16 protein-coding genes are annotated in these 17341 nt (G+C 63.8%); 6 read left to right on the top strand and 10 right to left on the bottom strand.

Annotation, left to right across the window (positions count from 1 at the left end; translation table 11 throughout):
• Positions 1-6: 6 nt before the first annotated feature.
• The 3 genes from CB0205_RS0108705 to CB0205_RS0108695 form a co-directional block, all read right to left on the bottom strand.
• Positions 7-1272 (bottom strand): ferredoxin:protochlorophyllide reductase (ATP-dependent) subunit N, encoded by a 1266-nt coding sequence (locus CB0205_RS0108705; RefSeq protein ID WP_010316573.1) that lies wholly within the window; start codon positions 1270-1272, stop codon positions 7-9.
• A gap of 122 nt (positions 1273-1394) precedes the next feature.
• Positions 1395-2099 carry a TrkA family potassium uptake protein gene (locus CB0205_RS0108700; protein WP_010316572.1) on the bottom strand — a complete coding sequence of 235 codons (705 nt, stop codon included), beginning with the start codon at positions 2097-2099 and terminating at the stop codon, positions 1395-1397.
• A 54-nt stretch (positions 2100-2153) separates the two neighbouring features.
• Complete coding sequence (locus CB0205_RS0108695) at positions 2154-3557, bottom strand: TrkH family potassium uptake protein (protein ID WP_029626252.1); 1404 nt, start codon at positions 3555-3557, stop codon at positions 2154-2156.
• A 50-nt stretch (positions 3558-3607) separates the two neighbouring features.
• Between CB0205_RS0108695 and CB0205_RS0108690 the strand changes: the two genes are divergently transcribed.
• The gene (locus CB0205_RS0108690; RefSeq protein ID WP_010316570.1) at positions 3608-4600 is read left to right on the top strand and encodes a CNNM domain-containing protein; all 993 of its coding nucleotides are present in this window, start codon (positions 3608-3610) and stop codon (positions 4598-4600) included.
• On the opposite strand, the gene CB0205_RS0108685 is transcribed toward CB0205_RS0108690, so the two are convergent.
• On the bottom strand, positions 4597-5037 hold the full coding sequence (locus CB0205_RS0108685) for a DUF2062 domain-containing protein (RefSeq protein WP_010316569.1): 441 nt from the start codon (positions 5035-5037) through the stop codon (positions 4597-4599). The genes CB0205_RS0108690 and CB0205_RS0108685 overlap by 4 nt on opposite strands.
• A gap of 30 nt (positions 5038-5067) precedes the next feature.
• Complete coding sequence (locus CB0205_RS0108680) at positions 5068-6873, bottom strand: SLC13 family permease (protein ID WP_010316568.1); 1806 nt, start codon at positions 6871-6873, stop codon at positions 5068-5070.
• A gap of 169 nt (positions 6874-7042) precedes the next feature.
• Here CB0205_RS0108680 and CB0205_RS0108675 point away from each other — a divergent pair, with 169 nt between their 5' ends.
• Entirely contained in the window at positions 7043-7471 is a 429-nt protein-coding gene (locus CB0205_RS0108675; protein ID WP_010316566.1) for an Rrf2 family transcriptional regulator, read from the top strand.
• Here the strand turns inward: CB0205_RS0108675 and CB0205_RS0108670 are convergent.
• Together CB0205_RS0108670 and CB0205_RS0108665 are read right to left on the bottom strand one after the other, a co-directional pair.
• A complete protein-coding gene (locus CB0205_RS0108670) occupies positions 7464-7727 on the bottom strand; it encodes a hypothetical protein (protein WP_156797903.1) in 264 nt (87 codons plus the stop codon). The two genes, CB0205_RS0108675 and CB0205_RS0108670, sit on opposite strands and share 8 nt — an antisense overlap.
• Positions 7728-7814: 87 nt before the next feature.
• The gene (locus tag CB0205_RS0108665) at positions 7815-9275 is read right to left on the bottom strand and encodes an ammonium transporter (protein WP_029626251.1); all 1461 of its coding nucleotides are present in this window, start codon (positions 9273-9275) and stop codon (positions 7815-7817) included.
• A gap of 356 nt (positions 9276-9631) precedes the next feature.
• Here CB0205_RS0108665 and CB0205_RS0108660 point away from each other — a divergent pair, with 356 nt between their 5' ends.
• Together CB0205_RS0108660 and CB0205_RS0108655 are read left to right on the top strand one after the other, a co-directional pair.
• Positions 9632-9856, top strand: coding sequence for a DUF4278 domain-containing protein (locus CB0205_RS0108660; protein WP_010316561.1), 225 nt, complete (start codon positions 9632-9634; stop codon positions 9854-9856).
• Positions 9857-9952: 96 nt separating this feature from the next.
• The gene (locus tag CB0205_RS0108655; protein WP_010316559.1) at positions 9953-10171 is read left to right on the top strand and encodes a hypothetical protein; all 219 of its coding nucleotides are present in this window, start codon (positions 9953-9955) and stop codon (positions 10169-10171) included.
• Here CB0205_RS0108655 and CB0205_RS0108650 read toward each other — a convergent pair.
• Together CB0205_RS0108650 and CB0205_RS0108645 are read right to left on the bottom strand one after the other, a co-directional pair.
• Positions 10168-11253: a calcium/sodium antiporter gene (locus CB0205_RS0108650; protein WP_010316557.1), complete on the bottom strand. Its 1086-nt coding sequence runs from the start codon at positions 11251-11253 to the stop codon at positions 10168-10170. The two genes, CB0205_RS0108655 and CB0205_RS0108650, sit on opposite strands and share 4 nt — an antisense overlap.
• A 57-nt stretch (positions 11254-11310) precedes the next feature.
• Complete coding sequence (locus CB0205_RS0108645) at positions 11311-12420, bottom strand: DUF389 domain-containing protein (protein ID WP_010316556.1); 1110 nt, start codon at positions 12418-12420, stop codon at positions 11311-11313.
• A 109-nt stretch (positions 12421-12529) separates the two neighbouring features.
• Here CB0205_RS0108645 and CB0205_RS0108640 point away from each other — a divergent pair, with 109 nt between their 5' ends.
• Both CB0205_RS0108640 and bioA read left to right on the top strand, forming a co-directional pair.
• On the top strand, positions 12530-14218 hold the full coding sequence (locus CB0205_RS0108640; protein ID WP_010316554.1) for a SulP family inorganic anion transporter: 1689 nt from the start codon (positions 12530-12532) through the stop codon (positions 14216-14218).
• A gap of 3 nt (positions 14219-14221) precedes the next feature.
• Positions 14222-15490, top strand: coding sequence for an adenosylmethionine--8-amino-7-oxononanoate transaminase (gene bioA / locus CB0205_RS0108635; RefSeq protein WP_010316551.1), 1269 nt, complete (start codon positions 14222-14224; stop codon positions 15488-15490).
• Here the strand turns inward: bioA and CB0205_RS0108630 are convergent.
• On the bottom strand, positions 15487-17337 hold the full coding sequence (locus CB0205_RS0108630) for an APC family permease (protein WP_029626249.1): 1851 nt from the start codon (positions 17335-17337) through the stop codon (positions 15487-15489). The genes bioA and CB0205_RS0108630 overlap by 4 nt on opposite strands.
• Between the last annotated feature and the right edge of the window lie 4 nt (positions 17338-17341).

The following is a 17341-nucleotide window of genomic DNA, read 5'->3' as shown; positions in this document are numbered from 1 at the left end:
GGCGAATCAGGAGAACTGCAGCGCGCCGCGGCGACGCAGGGGACGGGCAAAGAGTTCAGCCAGATCTCCGGCCTGATCGATGCCATGAATCGGGCTAAAGACCAACTCGATGGACCACTTGGTGGCCATCCCCTCTGCCTCCAGGGGATTAGCCAGGCCCAAACCGCAGACCACCAGATCCGGACGCTCCTGGCGCACCCGTTGCAACTGGTTTTCGACGTGTTGCCCCTCGCTCAGTTGCGTGCCCTCGGGCAGGCGCGCGAGCTCCTCCGCCATCAACTGACGGTCGAGATAGGGGGTTCCCACCTCCACCAGCTCCATGCCGCACTCCCGCGCGAGAAAGCGCGCCAGGGCCGGCTCCAGTTGGGAATCGGGAAGCAGAAAGAGACGTTTGCCCGCCAATACCTCCCGGTGGGGAGCCAAGGATCGCCGGCCGCGCTCCACCAGGGGATCCAGCACGGCATCAATCCGCTCCTGCGCGATTCCGCAGGCCCTAGCCGCCGCGGCCATCCAGTCCCGACTGCCTTCAACGCCAAAGGGATAGGGCGCTGACACCAACGTGGCTCCGCGGTCCACCAAGGCCCGAGCCGTACCGGAGAGGTAGGGCTGCGCCAGGAGCAACTGGGTCCCCGGGCCCACGGCGGGAAGCTCAGTGGAGCGCCGCGGCGGCAGGCTCACCACCCGCTCAATGCCGAGCTTCTGGAACAGGCCCACCAAACGGTCTTCGACCGCATCCGCCAGGGTCCCGGCGATCAACAACTGGGGCTGGTCCGTTTTGGGCATCAGGGGAACCAGCGCCTGCAGGGCGCTGTCCTCCCCCTGGGTGAAGGTGGTCTCAATGCCGCTGCCGGTGTAGTTGATCACCGTCACGCGCCCGGCGTGCTGCTGATTCAGCCGCTCGGAGGCCTTGGCCAGGTCGAGCTTGATCACCTCACTGGGGCAACTCCCCACCAGGAAGAGGGTGCGGATCTCGGGGCGGCGCTCCAGGAGTTGCGCGACGAGTCGATCCAACTCTTCGTTGGCATCGGCCAAACCCGCCAGGTCCCGCTCACCAAGGATGGCGGTGCCGAAGCGGGGTTCGGCAAAAATCATCACCCCAGCTGCGCTCTGGATCAGATGGGCGCAGGTGCGGGAGCCCACCACCAGGAAAAAGGCATCCGGCATGCGCCGATGCAACCAGACGATCGAGGTCAGACCGCAAAAGACCTCCCGCTGGCCGCTTTCCTTGAGCGGTGGTGGTAAGGCCGTTGGAGCCACTGAGCTACTGACCATGACAGTCAGCCCCCTTTGGTGAGCGCTATCGCCCCGGGCTAGCTCCGGCTCAGGGGGTCAGGAAAGGTTTTGGGCACAAGCTGTCATTAACGGGGTGAGGGAAAGCGCACAAAGGCCATCCCTCAACTGGCGGGCAACGCCCGCAGAGAATCCTCAGAGCCCATGACCACCAGCAGCTCGCCCTCGGCCAGGACATGGGAGGCCGGTGGGTTCACATGCAGCTCACCCGCCGGTCCTGCCGCCAGGACGTTGACGTTGTAGTGCTTACGCAGGTTGAGATCCCGTAGGGAATGGCCGATGAAAGCTGCTGGGACCTTGATTTCTTCGATGCTGCTGCGGTCGTCCAAGCGCAACTGCTCCAGCAGGTTCGGGCGCACCAGCTCCATCCCCAGCCGCTGACCCATCATTTTTGAGGGAAAGACCACGCGGTCAGCACCGACCCGCTTGAGCATCTTCATGTGGATGTCGCTCGTGGCCCGGGCAATCACCTGCTTCACCCGGCTGCCTTCGGAGTCCTTGCAGATCAAGGTCGCGGTGACACTGGCCTCCAGCGGTTCACTCATCGCCACCACCACCGTCTCCATGTCCAGCACCCCGGCGGCCCGCAGGGCCTCTTCGTCGGTGCAGTCCACCACCCGCGCTTCGATGGCGGGATCGATCTGGCGCAGCTCATCGATGGCGCGCTGGTTGGAATCAATCGCCAACACCTCCGCTCCGGACTGAAGCAACTCCGAGCAGACCGAGGAGCCAAAACGTCCGACCCCGATGACGGCAAAACTGCCGCGGCGCACCCCGGCTTCAGCGCTCCACTGCCACCACTGATTCACAGCCACTGATTCACAGCCCGGTGCTCGTCGTCCCTGTTCTAAGTGGTGAAGCCACTAGACATACAAATCTTCCTTGGGATAACCCACCCGGCTCTGGGGGCGGGTGCCATAGAGCGCGGAGAGCAGCAACAGGATTCCCACCCGCCCCACGAACATCCCCACCATCAAGACCAGTTGGCCCCAGCGGTTGAGATGGGCCGTGACCCCCAGGTCCAGGCCAACCGTGCCAAAGGCGGACACGCAGGTGAAGAGCTTCTCCAGGAAACTGAAGGACTGCACCTGCTGCTGCCCAAGGGAATTCCCCAGGCCCAAGGTCAAGGCCATCAGCACCACAAACAGGGCCGAAGCCAAGGTGACCCCCACGGCCCGCAGCACCGTGGCATCGGGAATCTGCCGGCGGTGCAGCAGCACATGGCTGCGGCCCTGGAGGGTCGAGCGGGTGGCCCCCATCAGGATGGCGAAGGTGGTTGTTTTCACCCCGCCGCCGGTGCCGCCTGGGCTGGCGCCGATGAACATCAACAGGATGATCAGCAGCAGCCCGGCGTCGGTGATCTGGTGGGCGGAGAGGGGAATCGTGTTGAAGCCGGCGGTGCGGGTGGTGATCGACTGAAAGAGGACGATCTGCAGGTCCTCAAGCCAGCCATAGGGCTCCATCGCCGAGGCGCCGTAGCCGATGTGCTCGGTAATCAACAGACCCACCGCGCCGATGACGATCAACAGCGCCGTACTGCGAATGACCAGGCGGGTGTGCAGGCTCAGGCGACGCAGGCGACCCAACCGAAAGCGGTTGTTCCAGATGTCATTGGCCACCCGCCAACCAATGCCACCGATGACGATCATGAAGGCGATGACCCCAGTCACCACGGGGTTATCGCGATAGCTCTCCAAGCTGTTGGACCAGAGGCCAAATCCGGCGTTGTTGTAAGCGCTGATGGCATGGAACATCGCAGCCCAAAGCCGTCTGCCCGGGTCCTCGATGTCGGTAAAACCAAAGCTGTAGAGCACCACCGTGCCCAAGCCCATCACACACAGGGCCACCAGCAGGATGCTGTGGAAGGTGGGTCCGATGCCGCCAACCCCGAATTCATCAAGGGCACGGCCCTTGTCCAAACGATTGCGCAAGCCGGATCGGCCCTGCACAAACCCCTGCAGGAAGGTCGTGATCGCCATCAGTCCGAGACCACCGGTGATGATCAGGCCCGCGAGCACCACCTGGCCTGCGAAGGTCAGATCCTCTCCGATATCGATCACCGAAAGACCGGTCACAGTGATCGCAGAGGTAGCCGTGAACAGGGCCTGCCACAAACCAACGTTGGAGTTGGAGCAGAGCGGCGTCGAGAGCAGCAGGGTCGCCAGAACGATCACCAGCAGGCCCGTCACCACGGTGAACTGCGGCACCGTGAGCTGATGGCGCCAACGCTGTAGCGCCCGGACTGGATTGCTCGAAGACGGGTTCATCCCGCAAACCGTAGGTAAGGTCCGATCGATCTCGCAGCCTGCGCCAGTCGATGAATCCGATCGTTGTGCTGCTGGTGATGGCGGTGCTGATCCTGGTGGGCTCGGCTTTGGCCTCCAGTACAGAAGCCGCCATGCTGACGGTGAATCCGATTCAGGTCCACACCCTCAAGCAGCAAAAGGTGCCGGGATCACGGGCACTGGAGCGCATCAAGGCCAGGCCCGGGCGGGCCCTGGTGCTGCTGGTGGTGATCAACAACCTGTTCAACATCTCCGGTTCAATCCTGCTCGGTAGCCAGGCCAATCAGGTGTTCGGAAGCGTCGGGGGCCGCTGGGCCCTGCTGCTCTTCAACGTCGGGTTCACGGTGGCCGTGATCCTCTTCGCTGAAATCCTGCCCAAAACGATCGGCAACAGCTTCGCCATGCCGATCTCCTTGGTCTCGGCGCGCATTCTGCTGATGCTCGAGCGGCTGACTCTGCCGCTGCTGCTGGTGCTGGAGAAGCTGATGCCGGCCATCACCGCGACGAGTGAACTCACCACCAACGAACGTGAGATCCACCTGATGGCGCGCCTGGGCTCCCAGCAGGGCCAGATCGAAGCCGACGAGGCCGCGATGATCGGCAAGGTCTTTGCCCTCAACGACCTCACCGCCAGGGATCTGATGGTGTCACGGGTGGCGACCCCGTCCCTTTCAGGCGGCGCCAGCCTGGACTCGGTTCGCCAGGAGATCCTTGAGGCCGCCGATGACGCCTGGTGGGTCGTCCTGGGGGAAGAGGTGGATGAGGTGCTGGGGGTTCAAAGCCGCGAGCGAGCCATGGCTGAGCTGCTCAGCGGTGGGGGCTACCGCCTGATCAGCCAGCTCTGTGATGCGCCGCAATTCGTCCCCGAGATGATCCGCGCTGATCGGCTGCTCACCAGCTTCCGGCGCGGCGACCGCAGCTCCGTGCGGGTTGTTGTCGACGAGTTCGGGGCCTTCGTCGGCCTGGTCAGCGCCGCCGACATCCTTGGGGTGCTGGCCGGTTGGAAGCGGGTCCCCGAGGGCTAGGTATGGGCGCGGCCCTGCTGGCTGCGCTTGAGCAACCACCAATAGATCCCGCCAAACAGCGCTGCGCTAAGGGATCCCACCAGGGTGGAGCCCAGCAACAGACGGCTGGAGATCGCCAGCCCGAGCTCCCAGATGCCCCCCTGCTGAATCGCCTCAAGGGTGGGCAAGGCAGGGCCAGGACCCAGCAACCAGCAGCCAACGCTGTAGTTGAACCAGTAGAGGGGGATGTAGGTCAGGGGGTTGCTAATCCAGGTACCCGCCGCAGCCAGGATGTGGTTCCCGCGCACCAGGCTGGCCAGGGCGATGCCCAGCAAGGTCTGCAGACCGAAGATCGGGAAGCACCCCATGAACACCCCAGCCGCCAAGCCCCGGGCTTTCTGGCCGCGACTGGCCTCGTGATGCCACAGCCAGAGCAACCACTGTTTGAGGCGCTTCATCCAACCCCGAGGGCCTTGCGAGCTCACGTTCTACAGGCCGAACCAGCGGCAGACCATCCAAGGAACGGCGATGGCCATGGCAATCGTCAAGGGGAAGCCATAGCGGGAGACGTCCAAGAAGCGATAGCGACCCGGGCCATAGACCATCAGGTTGGTTTGGTAGCCAATCGGACTGAGAAAGCTCTGGCTGGCGCCGAAGAGCACCACATAAATCAAGGCCATCGGCGGTAGGCCAAGCCCCTGGGCCAACTGACCCGCGATGGGAATCAACATCGCCACCGTCGCCGCGTTGCTCATGACTTCGGTCAACGCGACGGTGAACAGGAACACCACGAGCATGGCGCCATAGACCGGCCAGCTGCTCAAGCCGAGCAACAGGGCCTGGGCCAGGGCAGAGGCCAGACCCGTTTTTTCCAGGGCAACGCTGAAGCTCGCCAGCGAGCCCAGGAGCACCAGTACATCCAGGCGCACCACCCGTTGCAGTTCACCGGCGCGCAGGCAACCGGTCACCACCATGGCCACCGTGCCCAGCAGCACGGACGCCACCAAGGGGATGATCTCAAAGCTGGGCAACAGCAGCACCAGGGCAGCAATCAGCAGCGCCACGCGCTTGCGGCTGACCGTGGGCAGGTCCTTCTCCAACTGCTCCAGGACCACCAGGTCATTACTGGCCGCCAGGCCGCGGATGGCGTCCTTGGGACCCTGCAGCAGCAGCACATCCCCCTCACGGAGTTGGGCGCGCCCGAGCCGTTCCCGCAGCACGGCATTGCCGCGCCGCAGGGCCAACACCGTGGCGTTGTAGCGCTGCCGGAAACGCAGATCGCGCAGGCAGTCACCGGCGAGGGTGGAGCCGGAGGGCAACAGCACCTCCACCATCCGCTGGCTGTTGTCCTGCTCCAGGCTGAGCGGTTGCTCCGGCGTGGGGGCCAAGACCACTGTGTGGTCCTGCTGGAGGCGCAGCAGGTCCTCGCGGCTGCAGCGCAGCAGCAGACGATCCCCGAGCATCAAGGTGCGGTCGGCCAAGGGAGGCATAAAGCGCTCCGTGCCGCGGTGCAGCTCCAGAACGTCGAGGTCAAAGCGCCGTTGCAGCCGCGTGGCGTGGAGTGACTGGCCAATGAGCTCAGAACCCAATGGAATCTTGACCTCGGTCAGGTATCCACTGCTGGAGAGGTCAGCGATCAGGTCGTCGTCATCGCGGCCCCGATCCGGCAGAAAGCGATCGGCGAGCAGCACCATCAGCGACCCGCCCAGCAGCCAGACCCCCAGACCGATCGGGGTAAAGCTGAACAAGCCAAAGCTGCCGTAGCCCAGACGGCTACTGACCTCGCTGGCCAGCAGGTTCACCGAGCTGCCCAGCAGGGTGATCGTCCCCCCGAGCACCGTGGCAAAGGACAACGGGAGCAGCACCTTCGAGGGGGAGATGCGGCGGCGTTTGCACCAGCCCTCCACCACCGGAAGCAGGCTGGCGACGATCGGGGTATTGGGGACGACCGCCGAAACGGGGCCCACCACCGCCACCATCAAGGCAATCATTCGCTTCGGGCTGCGAATGGCGTCGGAGCCGATCAAGGCGCGCAGACGATCGAGTCCCCCGCTGCGGAACAGCCCAGCGGAGATGGCGAACAGACCAGCCAGGGTGATCAGGGCAGGGCTGCCAAAACCCTCCAGGGCTTCCCGCGGCTCGATCACGTGGAAGCTGACCAGCAGGCCGGCGGCGAGCAACCCCGTGAGATCGGGCGCCAGCCAACCGGAGATGAAGAGGACCACGGAGCCCAGCAACACCACCAGCGTGATCAGGGCTCCGGGCTGCAGAGCGGCAGCAACAAGATCAGCCAAGGGAGGGGCGATCGGGTAAGGCCCTCAGCCTACAGCTCGCAAAACACGGCACACGGATCGGGAATAACAGCACAGCGAGAAAAGTTCAGCCAGAGCCGATTCTCCTAAAGGGAACTTGGCGATACCGATTCCCAAGTGCTTTACCGTGGAATCAACCCGAGCACGTCCGTTGCCCTTCAACGCCAAAACCAGATACGGGCTGCTCGCCCTGATCGAGCTCGCTGGCATCCAGGCCCAAGGAGGACGGCTACAGGTCTCGGTCATCGCGCAGCGACAGGGCATTCCCGAGCGCTACCTCGAGCAGATGATGACCAGCCTGCGCAAGGGGGGCCTGCTCAACAGCAGCCGTGGCCCCAAGGGGGGCTACCAACTGGCCCGACCCGCCGCAGACATCCGGCTGAGCGAGGCACTCGAATGCCTCGAGGGCAGGTCCGAACCGCAGCCACCGGCTCAACAGAGCCTGGAGCAGCAGGTGCTGCACTCGATTGGGACCCAACTGCAGGAACAGCGCCTGGCCCTCCTGGAGTCCACAACCCTCACGGACCTTCTCGCCCAACGGGATGCACTGCTTCAGGCGCAAGCGATGTACTTCATCTAATGGCACTCAAGTTGTTGCGGGGCGCCCGGGGAGCCCGATCAATCCAGGGCGAAAGACTCATCACCAGCAGTGGAACCACCACGAGGCCCAGCAGCAGCATCACGCCCAAAAAGTGACGGACCACCAGGGTGATGAGCGGCACCTGGACCGACTGGGGCAAGACCTGCCGGCAGTCCACGCAAACCAAGCGCGGAGGGCGCTCCTCGGTTTTGGTGAGCAAGCGCGCACCGCAGCGGGGGCAGGGCAAAAGCGGCACCCTTGGGCCCGTCCATGCTGCCAGCCAAGGCCCTGAGGCAATAAAAAAGGCCCGCCGAAGCGGGCCCATCGAGCAGAGCTCAGAGGATCACTTCGCCGAAGCGAAATCGGGGTAAGCCTCCATGCCGTGCTCACCGATGTCGAGACCTTCGATCTCTTCCTCCTCAGTGACGCGGATGCCGCCGAAGAGGCCGCCGATCACGGACCAAGCAATCCAGCAGGTGACCAGGGTCCAGATGGCGTAGGCCGCACAGCCCAGGGCCTGAATGCCGAGCTGGCTGAAGCCGCCGCCATTGAAGAGGCCAAGGCCTGCAGAACCGACGTCCATGCCATCAACGCCCCAGAGGCCGATGACGAGGGTGCCCCAGACGCCGCACACACCGTGGACGGAGAAGGCGCCGACGGGATCGTCAATGCCAGAGGCATCCAGTGCGGAGACTGCGAAGACAACGATGATGCCGCCGACGGCACCAGCGACCCAGGAGCCCACCAGGGTCATGTTGCCGCAACCGGCAGTGATGCTCACCAGACCGGCCAGGATGCCGTTGATGATCATCGTCAGGTCGGGCTTGCCAGAAGTCAGGGTGGAGACGATGGTGGCAGCGATGGCGCCACCGGCAGCCGCCAGGGTGGTGGTCACAGCCACGTAGGGCACGTACTGGTCCATCGCCAGCTCAGAGCCGGGGTTGAAGCCGTACCAGCCGATCCAGAGGATCAGGGCACCCAGGGTTGCAATCGACATGTTGTGGCCGGGGATGGCCTGGGGCTTACCGCCCACGAACTTGCCGATGCGGGGGCCAAGCAGCATGGCGCCCACCAGGCCGGCCCAAGCACCCACGGAGTGGACGATCGAGGAGCCAGCGAAATCAATGAAACCCAGCTCGCTCAGCCAGCCGCCATTCCACTGCCAGGAACCGGAGACCGGGTAGATAACAGCAGTCAGAACCAGCGCGAAGATCACGAACTCGCCGAACTTGACGCGCTCAGCCACGAGGCCAGAAACGATCGTGGCGGCGGTGCCGGCGAAGGCAGCCTGGAACAGGAAGTCAACGGTGGGAACCAAGGCTCCCTCGGTCACCATCTCAGCGGTGACGGTGGGGTCAAAGAAGAGGCCGTTGAAATAAAGCCAGCCATCCACCAGGGATCCGCCGTACATCAGCGAATAACCGATGAACCAGTAGGCGGTCACCGCGAGGGCGAACACGAACAAGTTCTTGGCAAGGATGTTGACGGCGTTCTTCTGGCGACACATCCCGGCTTCGACCATGGCGAAACCGGCGTTCATGAAGATCACCAGGATCGTGGCCACCAGGAGCCACATGTTGTTGGCCAGGAACGCTGCGTTGAGCTCGGGGAGCTCAGCGGCGCGGGCCGAAAGGTTGAACACGCCCAGGCCGAAAAGAGCCAGAGGCACACAAGCCAGCCAGGTCAGCGAACGGCCGGAGGACAGTCCTCGCACCTTGCGGAGCAGAAGCTGAGGAGCCTCCAGCAAGCTCGCTTCCTGCAGGCTCTTCGACCGAGGCCGAGAGACAGGAGAAGCAACAGTCATCAAAAAGCAGTCGCTGGGTGGATGACGGATTACCGCCATTAGGTGCCAATGTTCCGCATCACAGACCACAGTCAAGGTTGCATTCGCTACCAATTCGCAAGTCCATCAGGAATTGCGCTAAGGCAGCAGAAGGAATGTGAAGAAAAAACGTTCAACGGGCCACAGTAACTATTACAAAAAAGACAAAAAAGAGGCTTTTGTTCACTCTGAACATTCTTCATCCGCTAGAATGCTGCAGAAGGACAAAACGTTGAGTGAGCCCCCTTTGGGCCTGGCTCCACCGGAAGTAGCCCACCGCGAGGCGAAGCAACGCTCCTTCCCACGAAGCGGACAACCAGCCAACCCTTCGAGGCCCGATGACCACCATGAGCAAACTCCAGTACCGCGGCGTCACCTACGACAACGCCAACCACGAACAGCCCACCAGCGCTCCCGTTGAGCACGCCTACCGCGGCCAACATTTCGAAGCGCCCCTCCGTCACGAAGCGGCTTCAGTCGACACCACTGTCGATCTGCAGTACCGCGGGCATCACTACAACCACCGTCAGGCCGAGGCCGCTTCCCAGGTCAACCAAGGCTGATTCCGCCCCAAAACCAAGGCTTTTGGTTTTGGTTCGTATTGATACATCAGCGTCCAACGCCTCCCCCTCCAATAGGGGGAGGTTTTTTTGTGGGCCATGGACATCACCCTGACGTCCGTAGGAGAGAGCTACAACCTCAAGCACCGCACGGTGATGGGGATGCTTTGGCTGCAAACCCACTTCGCCGATGAAACCTGGGACTTGATCTGCTCAGGACAGGTCAATCTCAACCGCCAGAGCAGCGAGACCCTCTACAACGACGCCACCGCCGCAGGAGTCAGCGTGTCCATGCTCCCAAGCGTTGTCTGCTCCTAACCGGCGCTCCTGCGCTGTTGCATCCAGCGCAGTGAGGTCCAAGTCAGGAAGACCAACACCAGGGGGAGAGCTGCCACCAAGACGAACAAGCGGAATTCATCAATACCCGGAGCTGCCGTACTGCTGAGAATCTGCTCAACCAAATAGAGGCCGTAGGCGCCAAGCAAGAGCCACCCCTCAAGGCGATTGATCACGCCGCCACTCCAGAAAATCGGCAGGCAGGCCAAGGTCGTCAGCACCATCACTGGGAAATCACGGCGCAACAGTTCAGGGCTGACCAACAGTCCGTTCTGACCCGAGACCAGGGCGCACAGACCCAGGATCAAGAGCTGGTTGAGCAGGTTGCTGCCCACCACGTTGCCGATGGCAAGATCCGCCTTACCCCGGTAAGCCGCCACCAGGGACGTCACCAGTTCAGGCATCGAGGTGCCAGCCGAAACGATTGTCAGACCGATCACCGCCTCACTCACCCCGAGGGTCTGGGCCGCAGCGATGGCGCCTTTGATCAGAACCTGGGAGCCCACCACCAGCAACACCAGACCCAGGGCCAATTTGACGATGGCCACGGGTGTGGTGGAGGCCCCTTCCGCATCAATGTCATCAAGACCGTCCTCGTGGTCTTCCCGCGCCGAGCGCACCTCCCAGACCAGTGTGATCACCAGTGCCGTCAAAAGAGCCAGACCCGCAACCCAGGAGAAGCTCCCGGATGAGGCCATCGCCCAGGTGGCCATCGACACAGCGATGAGCAGCGGCACATCCCGCCGCACCAAGCGACTACGAACGCGTAGGGAGGTAATGGCCGCGCTGGCGCCCAACACCACCATCACGTTGAAGATGTTGGAGCCCAGAACGTTGCTAACGGCAATCGAGTCCCCGCCGGAATTTCCCTGCAGGGTCGAGAGCAAGCTCACAAACAGCTCAGGGGCGCTGGTGCCAAAGGCAACGACCGTCAGGCCGATGACGATCTGAGGAATGCCCAGCAGCAAAGACAGGGCTACCGCGCCGGCCACAAACAACTCGCCCCCGCCAAAGAGGAGCAAGATGCCCGCGACGATCTCCAGAAAGGTGAGGGCGTCAGGCATGGCCAGCAGCGGACTGGCCCCAATTGTGCACAGAACAGCCGAAATGTCTTCAGGCCGTTACCCCGGCACGGCCGGAGCCGCGGGCGGCGGGGCGACCGCTGGAGCAGGGGCGACGCTGGCCGGCTCAGCTTTCTCTGGAACCACCTCTTGGGGTTCTTCCACGGGGGTGGGTTCGGGGTTGGGTTCGGTCTCAGGACCGATCACGTCAATGGAGACCCGCTGGACCAAAAGGCGGTAGCGGAATTTTTGCGTCCTGTTGATGAAGTCCTGAACCGCCGCAACCTGTTTCGGGGTGGGCAGGTTGGGGCGACTCACCCGAACTGCCGCCTTGATCAAAGGGGGGTTTTGCGTCCAATCGATCTTGACGTCGGTGAGTTCCGAATCCCGCCCCAAGGTGATGGTGCGTTGGCGCAGGCTCTCGGTGATGGCCCGCTCGACCTCCTGAAGGGCCTGACGCTGTTGGGCTTGTCCCAGCAGCGTCACAAAGCCACCGGTCAGCGGAATCAGCAGCAGTCCCGTCAGGAGCAGGCTCACCAGACCCATCTGACTGCGGAAGAGCTGCTGGCGCAGGCTGGCCTGGGTGGCCACCAAGGTGAGCAATCCCCCCGAGAGAATGCCCAGCAGGTTGGCGGCAAACAGCAGGGCTGCTCCCCTGGCCGGTTCCCACTGCTGAAGCGACAGCAACAGGCCCAGGACACAGACCGGAGGCACCAAGGCCACCGCAATCGCCGTGCCTGCAACGGATGACACCGCCTCCGGCTTGAGGCGGCCGTAGGTCGCGATCGACCCCGCCACCAAAGCAATGCCCAAATCCAGCAGGTTCGGCGTGGTGCGCCCCAGGACCTCATCGCCCAGAACCGGCAGGTTGGCCACCCAACCCAGGGCCGCTGAGGTCAGCACCGTGATGCCGACGCCCACGGCCAGGGTCAGCAACGCACGGCCCACCAGGGCCAGTCGTCCCTCCAGGATCGCGAAGGAGGCACTGCGCAGGGGCAGGATCCAGGGGGCAATCAACATTGCCCCGATCACCACCGCGGCGCTGTCCGCCAACAGTCCCAGGGTGGCGATCAGGCTCGCCGCAACCGTGAGCACCACATAGGACTGATCCAGGCGGGCTTCCCGCTCAAAGCTGGCCTCCAGGAACGCCAGGGGTGTGGGCTCGCCCATGGCTCGCGCAAAGTCCTGGGCTCAGGATGACCGATTCGCTAACGCCCTGCCGGCAAAGCCCCAATCGATTCGGCTCAGACGTAGCGTTTTGGCCCCATTAACAGTGGTCATGACCCCGGCGTCGACGTCCCAACGTGCGTCAAGTTTTCGCCTGCTGAATCAGATCAGCACCAACAACATCAAAGGGGATCTCTTTGGCGGCGTCACGGCCGCTGTGATCGCCCTACCGATGGCCCTGGCCTTCGGCGTCGCCTCAGGAGCCGGGGCAGCGGCCGGCCTCTGGGGTGCGGTGCTGGTGGGCCTGTTCGCAGCCCTCTTTGGCGGAACCCCCAGCCTGATCTCCGAACCCACCGGTCCCATGACCGTGGTGATGACGGCCGTGATCGCGAGCTTGACGGCCCGCAATCCCGAGCACGGGCTCGCCATGGCCTTCACCGTTGTGATGCTGGCCGGCCTCTTCCAGATCGCCTTCGGTCTGCTGCGGCTCGGTCGCTACATCACCCAGATGCCCTACACGGTCATCTCGGGCTTCATGAGTGGGATCGGCCTGATCCTGATCATCCTGCAGCTGGGACCCTTCCTCGGTCAGGCCAGCCCGAAGGGCGGCGTCATGGGCACCCTCAACAACTTGCCCCAGCTGCTGGCCAACGCCCGGCCCACCGAGATCACCCTGGCCGTGGTGACAATGGCCATCCTCTGGTTGACCCCGGCGGCCGTCAAAAAAGTGGCCCCACCCCAGCTGATTGCCCTGGTGGTGGGGACGCTGCTCTCGATCACCGTCCTGGGCGGCGGGGGCGGCGAGGAAATTCGCCGCATCGGCGAGATCGCTTCCGGCTTCCCCGCTCTGCAGATTCCCCACTTTGAGCTGGGCGAATTGCAGTTGATGTTTGTCGACGCAGCCGTGCTGGGCATGCTGGGCTGCATCGATGCCCTGTTGACCTCGGTGGTGGCCGACAGCATCACCCGCACCGAGCACAACTCCAATAAAGAACTCATCGGTCAGGGCCTCGGCAACCTCGCCTCCGGCCTCTTCGGTGGCCTGCCCGGCGCCGGCGCCACCATGGGCACCGTGGTCAACATTCAGAGCGGCGGCCGCAGTGCCCTCTCTGGCATCAGCCGTGCCCTGATCCTGATGGTGGTGATCCTCGCCCTCACCGGCGTCGCCGCCCAGATCCCCCAGGCCGTCCTCGCCGGCATCGCCCTGAAGGTGGGTGTCGACATCGTCGACTGGGGCTTTATCAGGCGCGCTCACCGCATCTCGATCAGCGGCGCACTGATCATGTATTTGGTGATCGCCCTCACGGTCCTCGTGGATCTGATCGCCGCCGTGGGCGTGGGCGTCTTCATCGCCAACATCCTCACGATCGACAAGATGAGCGCCCTGCAGAGCAAGAGCGTCAAGTCGATCAGCACCGGTGACGGCGACCTCGAGATCAGTGATGAAGAGCGTCAACTCCTCGACGACGCCCGCGGTCAGGTCCTGCTCTTCCAACTCAACGGGGCGATGATCTTCGGCGTCGCCAAGGCGATCGGCCGCGAGCACAACGCCATTGGTGACTGCCGCGCCGTCGTCTTTGACCTAACTGAGGTCTCTCACCTCGGCGTCACGGCAGCCCTGGCGGTGGAGAACGCCGTGGAGGAAGCGATCGAGAAGGGCCGCGAGGTCTTTGTGGTCGGAGCGAGCGGAACCACCAAGCGCCGCCTCGAGAAGCTGGGGCTCTACAAGAAACTCCCCGCGGAGCGCACCGGCCTGGACCGTCGCCTGGCTCTGCAACAGGCCGTCAGCGCCATCACCTGATCCATGGCCTGGCATCCCCATCTCTGGCATCCGATCACCCAAGTGGCGCGCAGCGACGCGCCGGCTCGGGTGGTGAGAGCCCAGGGTTCCGTTCTTCAGCTCGAAGACGGCAGGGAGCTAATCGATGCCATCAGCAGTTGGTGGGTCACCCTCCATGGCCACGCCGAACCCAGCGTTGCTGAAGCCATCGGGCGGCAGGCGCAGCAGCTGGAGCAGGTGATCTTTGCCAACTTCAGCCACAGCCCTGCGGAAGAACTCGCCAGCCGCCTTAGCGCCCTGAGCGGCCTCGAGCGTTTGTTTTTCTCCGACAACGGCTCCAGTGCCGTTGAGGTCGCCTTGAAGATGGCCTGGCAGTGGTGGCGCAATCAGGGCAGTGAACGCCGCCAACTGATCGCCTTCGAGGGGGCCTATCACGGCGACACCTTTGGAGCGATGGCCGTGGGGGATCGCTCGGTCTTCACCGAAGCCTTCGAGGAGCTGCTCTTCGATGTCACCCGACTGCCCTGGCCCGCCACCCACTGGGGTGACGAGCAGGTGGAGGAGCGGGAGGAAGCCGCCCTCGCGGCCCTCAGGGAGGCGCTTCAAACACCCACCGCAGCCCTGATTGTCGAGCCCTTGATCCAGGGGGCCGCAGGGATGCGCATGGTGCGGCCGCAGTTTCTAAAAGCGGTGGCCGAACAAGTGCAAGCCAGTGGAGCCCTGCTGATTGCCGATGAAGTGATGACCGGCTTTGGCCGGACGGGAGCACTGTTCGCCTGCCAACGGGCCGGGATTCGACCGGATCTTGTGGCCCTCTCCAAAGGTCTCACCGCTGGTTTTTTACCGATGGCCGTGACCTTGGCCAGTGAACGGATCTACGCCGGCTTCATCAGCGACAGCGAACCCACGGCAACCTTCTTCCACGGCCACAGCTTCACCGCCAATCCCCTCGGTTGTGCCGCTGCTCTGGCCAGCCTCGATCTGCTGGAGGCCAACCCCGAGCGTTACCGGGACTTTGAGGCGCGCCACACCCCCCACCTGGCGGCCCTCGCCCAGCACCCGAAGGTGCTTCGGCCTCGCTGCACAGGAACCGTGGCGGCCTTCGAGCTGGACGCTGGCCAGACCAGTTATCTCAACCCGATTGGGAAAACGGTTCAGCGCCACTGCATCGATCAAGGCGTCTACCTGCGGCCGCTGGGCAACGTCGTCTATCTCTTGCCCCCGCTCTGCACCAGCACCGACCAACTGGAGCGCTGCTACGGCGCCCTGCAGTCATGCCTCGATGCCCTCTAGGCAGGCGGGAAGTAGCGAACGAGGGTAAAAACGCGGCTGTGTTGAGCATTGAGGGCCTCCCGCATGTTCAAGCCGCGCTGGTTGAGCAGCAGATGATCAAAACGGCGCCTGGGAATCGCCATGGGCATCACGATCGTGAATTGACTCCCGGGGCAGCGGGCCTCCTCCTCGGCCACGAACTGGGCAAAGGGATCGATCAAGGAGGCGAAGGGACTCTCCAGCAGGCGCAACTCAAATTGAGGCGCATCGCCCACCAGTCGATGCCAGCGCAGGCGCAAGGCCTCGAAATCGTCCTCGGGTTCACAGACCCAGACGCCGATCACGCGATCAGACACCTGGGCCGCATAGCGCAGGGCCTCCAGGGTCGGACGGCTCCAGGAGGCCAACCAAACGATGCTCTGGTTCTCCAAGGGATCGCGCCGATCTGGCCAGGGGACTGAGCAGTCCTCCCCTGGTTTCAGCTCAATCGCCTCATAGACCCGCTTGTAGCGGCGCCCAATGCCGGCCAAGCCCCAGACCAGCAGGGGGAGAAGCAGCACCACGATCCAGGCGCCCTCGTCAAATTTGCTGACGACAATCACGGCAAACACCACCCCGGTGGTGAACGCTCCGAGAGCGTTCAGCGCTAGGCGGCCGCTCCACCCCTGGCCCCGCCGCACCCACCAGTGCTTGACCAGGCCCGCCTGGGACAGGGTGAAGGCCAGGAACACCCCCAAGGCGTAGAGATTGATCGCGACATTGGTGTTGCCGCGGCAGACCACGATCACCAGGGCTGAGACCAACAGCAATAGGCCGATGCCGTTCTGGAACACCAGACGATCCCCCAACCAAGCCATCTGGCGAGGCAGGTAGCGGTCCTTGGCCAGCAGTGCCGCCAGCCGGGGGAATCCAGCGAAGGCGGTGTTTGCCGCCAAGCCCAGGATCAACAACGTGCTGATCTGCAGGAACCAATAGAGAGGATTTCCGAGACCGAACACCCGCAGACCGATCTGGGCCAGAACGGTGCGATCGGCATTGGGGGCAATCCCGTAGAGATAGGCCAAACCGCTGACGGCCAGAAACAGCAGCGCCAGCAACACACCCATCACCAGCAGCGTGGCCTGGGCCCGGCGGGCCGAGGGCTCACGGAACACCTTCACCCCGTTGGCAATCGCTTCAATGCCGGTCATCGCCGAGCAACCGGCGCTGAAGGCCCGAAGAATCAAGAACAGGCCCAAGGGCTCCAGGGCTGCGATCGCCGGCGGTGCGTCCGGGCGAAAGCCATGGGCAAACACGATGTTCTGCAGACCAAACAGGGCCAGCAGCGCCACCATCACCACAAAGGCGTAGGTCGGCACAACAAACAGGCGACCGGCCTCCTTCAGACCCCGCAAATTGGCCCAACCCACCAGCGCCAACAGCAGCAGCGAGAGGCTGGTCTCATGGGCCAGAAGCCCTGGAAGCAGAGAGCTCAGGGCCTGGGCCGCCGCCATCAAGCTGACCGCAGCGGTCAGGGTGTAATCCACCAGCAGTGCCGCCGCCGCCGCCAACCCCGCCCAGGCGCCGAGGTTCTCCCGGGCGACCACATAGGAGCCTCCCCCCTCGGGGTAGGCCTGAATCGCCTGGCGATAGGAGAGCACCACAATCGCGATCAAGCCGACGATGCAGGCCGTGATCGGCAGGGACAGACCCAGGGCACCGCTGCCGGCCAGGAGCAAGACCCCCAGGGCGGCCTCCGTCGCATAGGCCACCGAGGAGAGGGCATCCGAGGAGAGGATCGGCAGCGCAATCAGGCTCGGCAGCCGCTGCGCATCCGATTCCCTGCGCAGCAGAGGACGCCCCAAAAGACGACGGGCAAACGAAAGCAACCCT

The sequence above is a fragment of the Synechococcus sp. CB0205 genome (genome assembly GCF_000179255.1).
GTDB lineage: Bacteria > Cyanobacteriota > Cyanobacteriia > PCC-6307 > Cyanobiaceae > Vulcanococcus.
The sequence above is the reverse complement of the archived record's forward strand: the minus strand, read 5'-3'. Positions and strand labels throughout refer to the sequence as shown.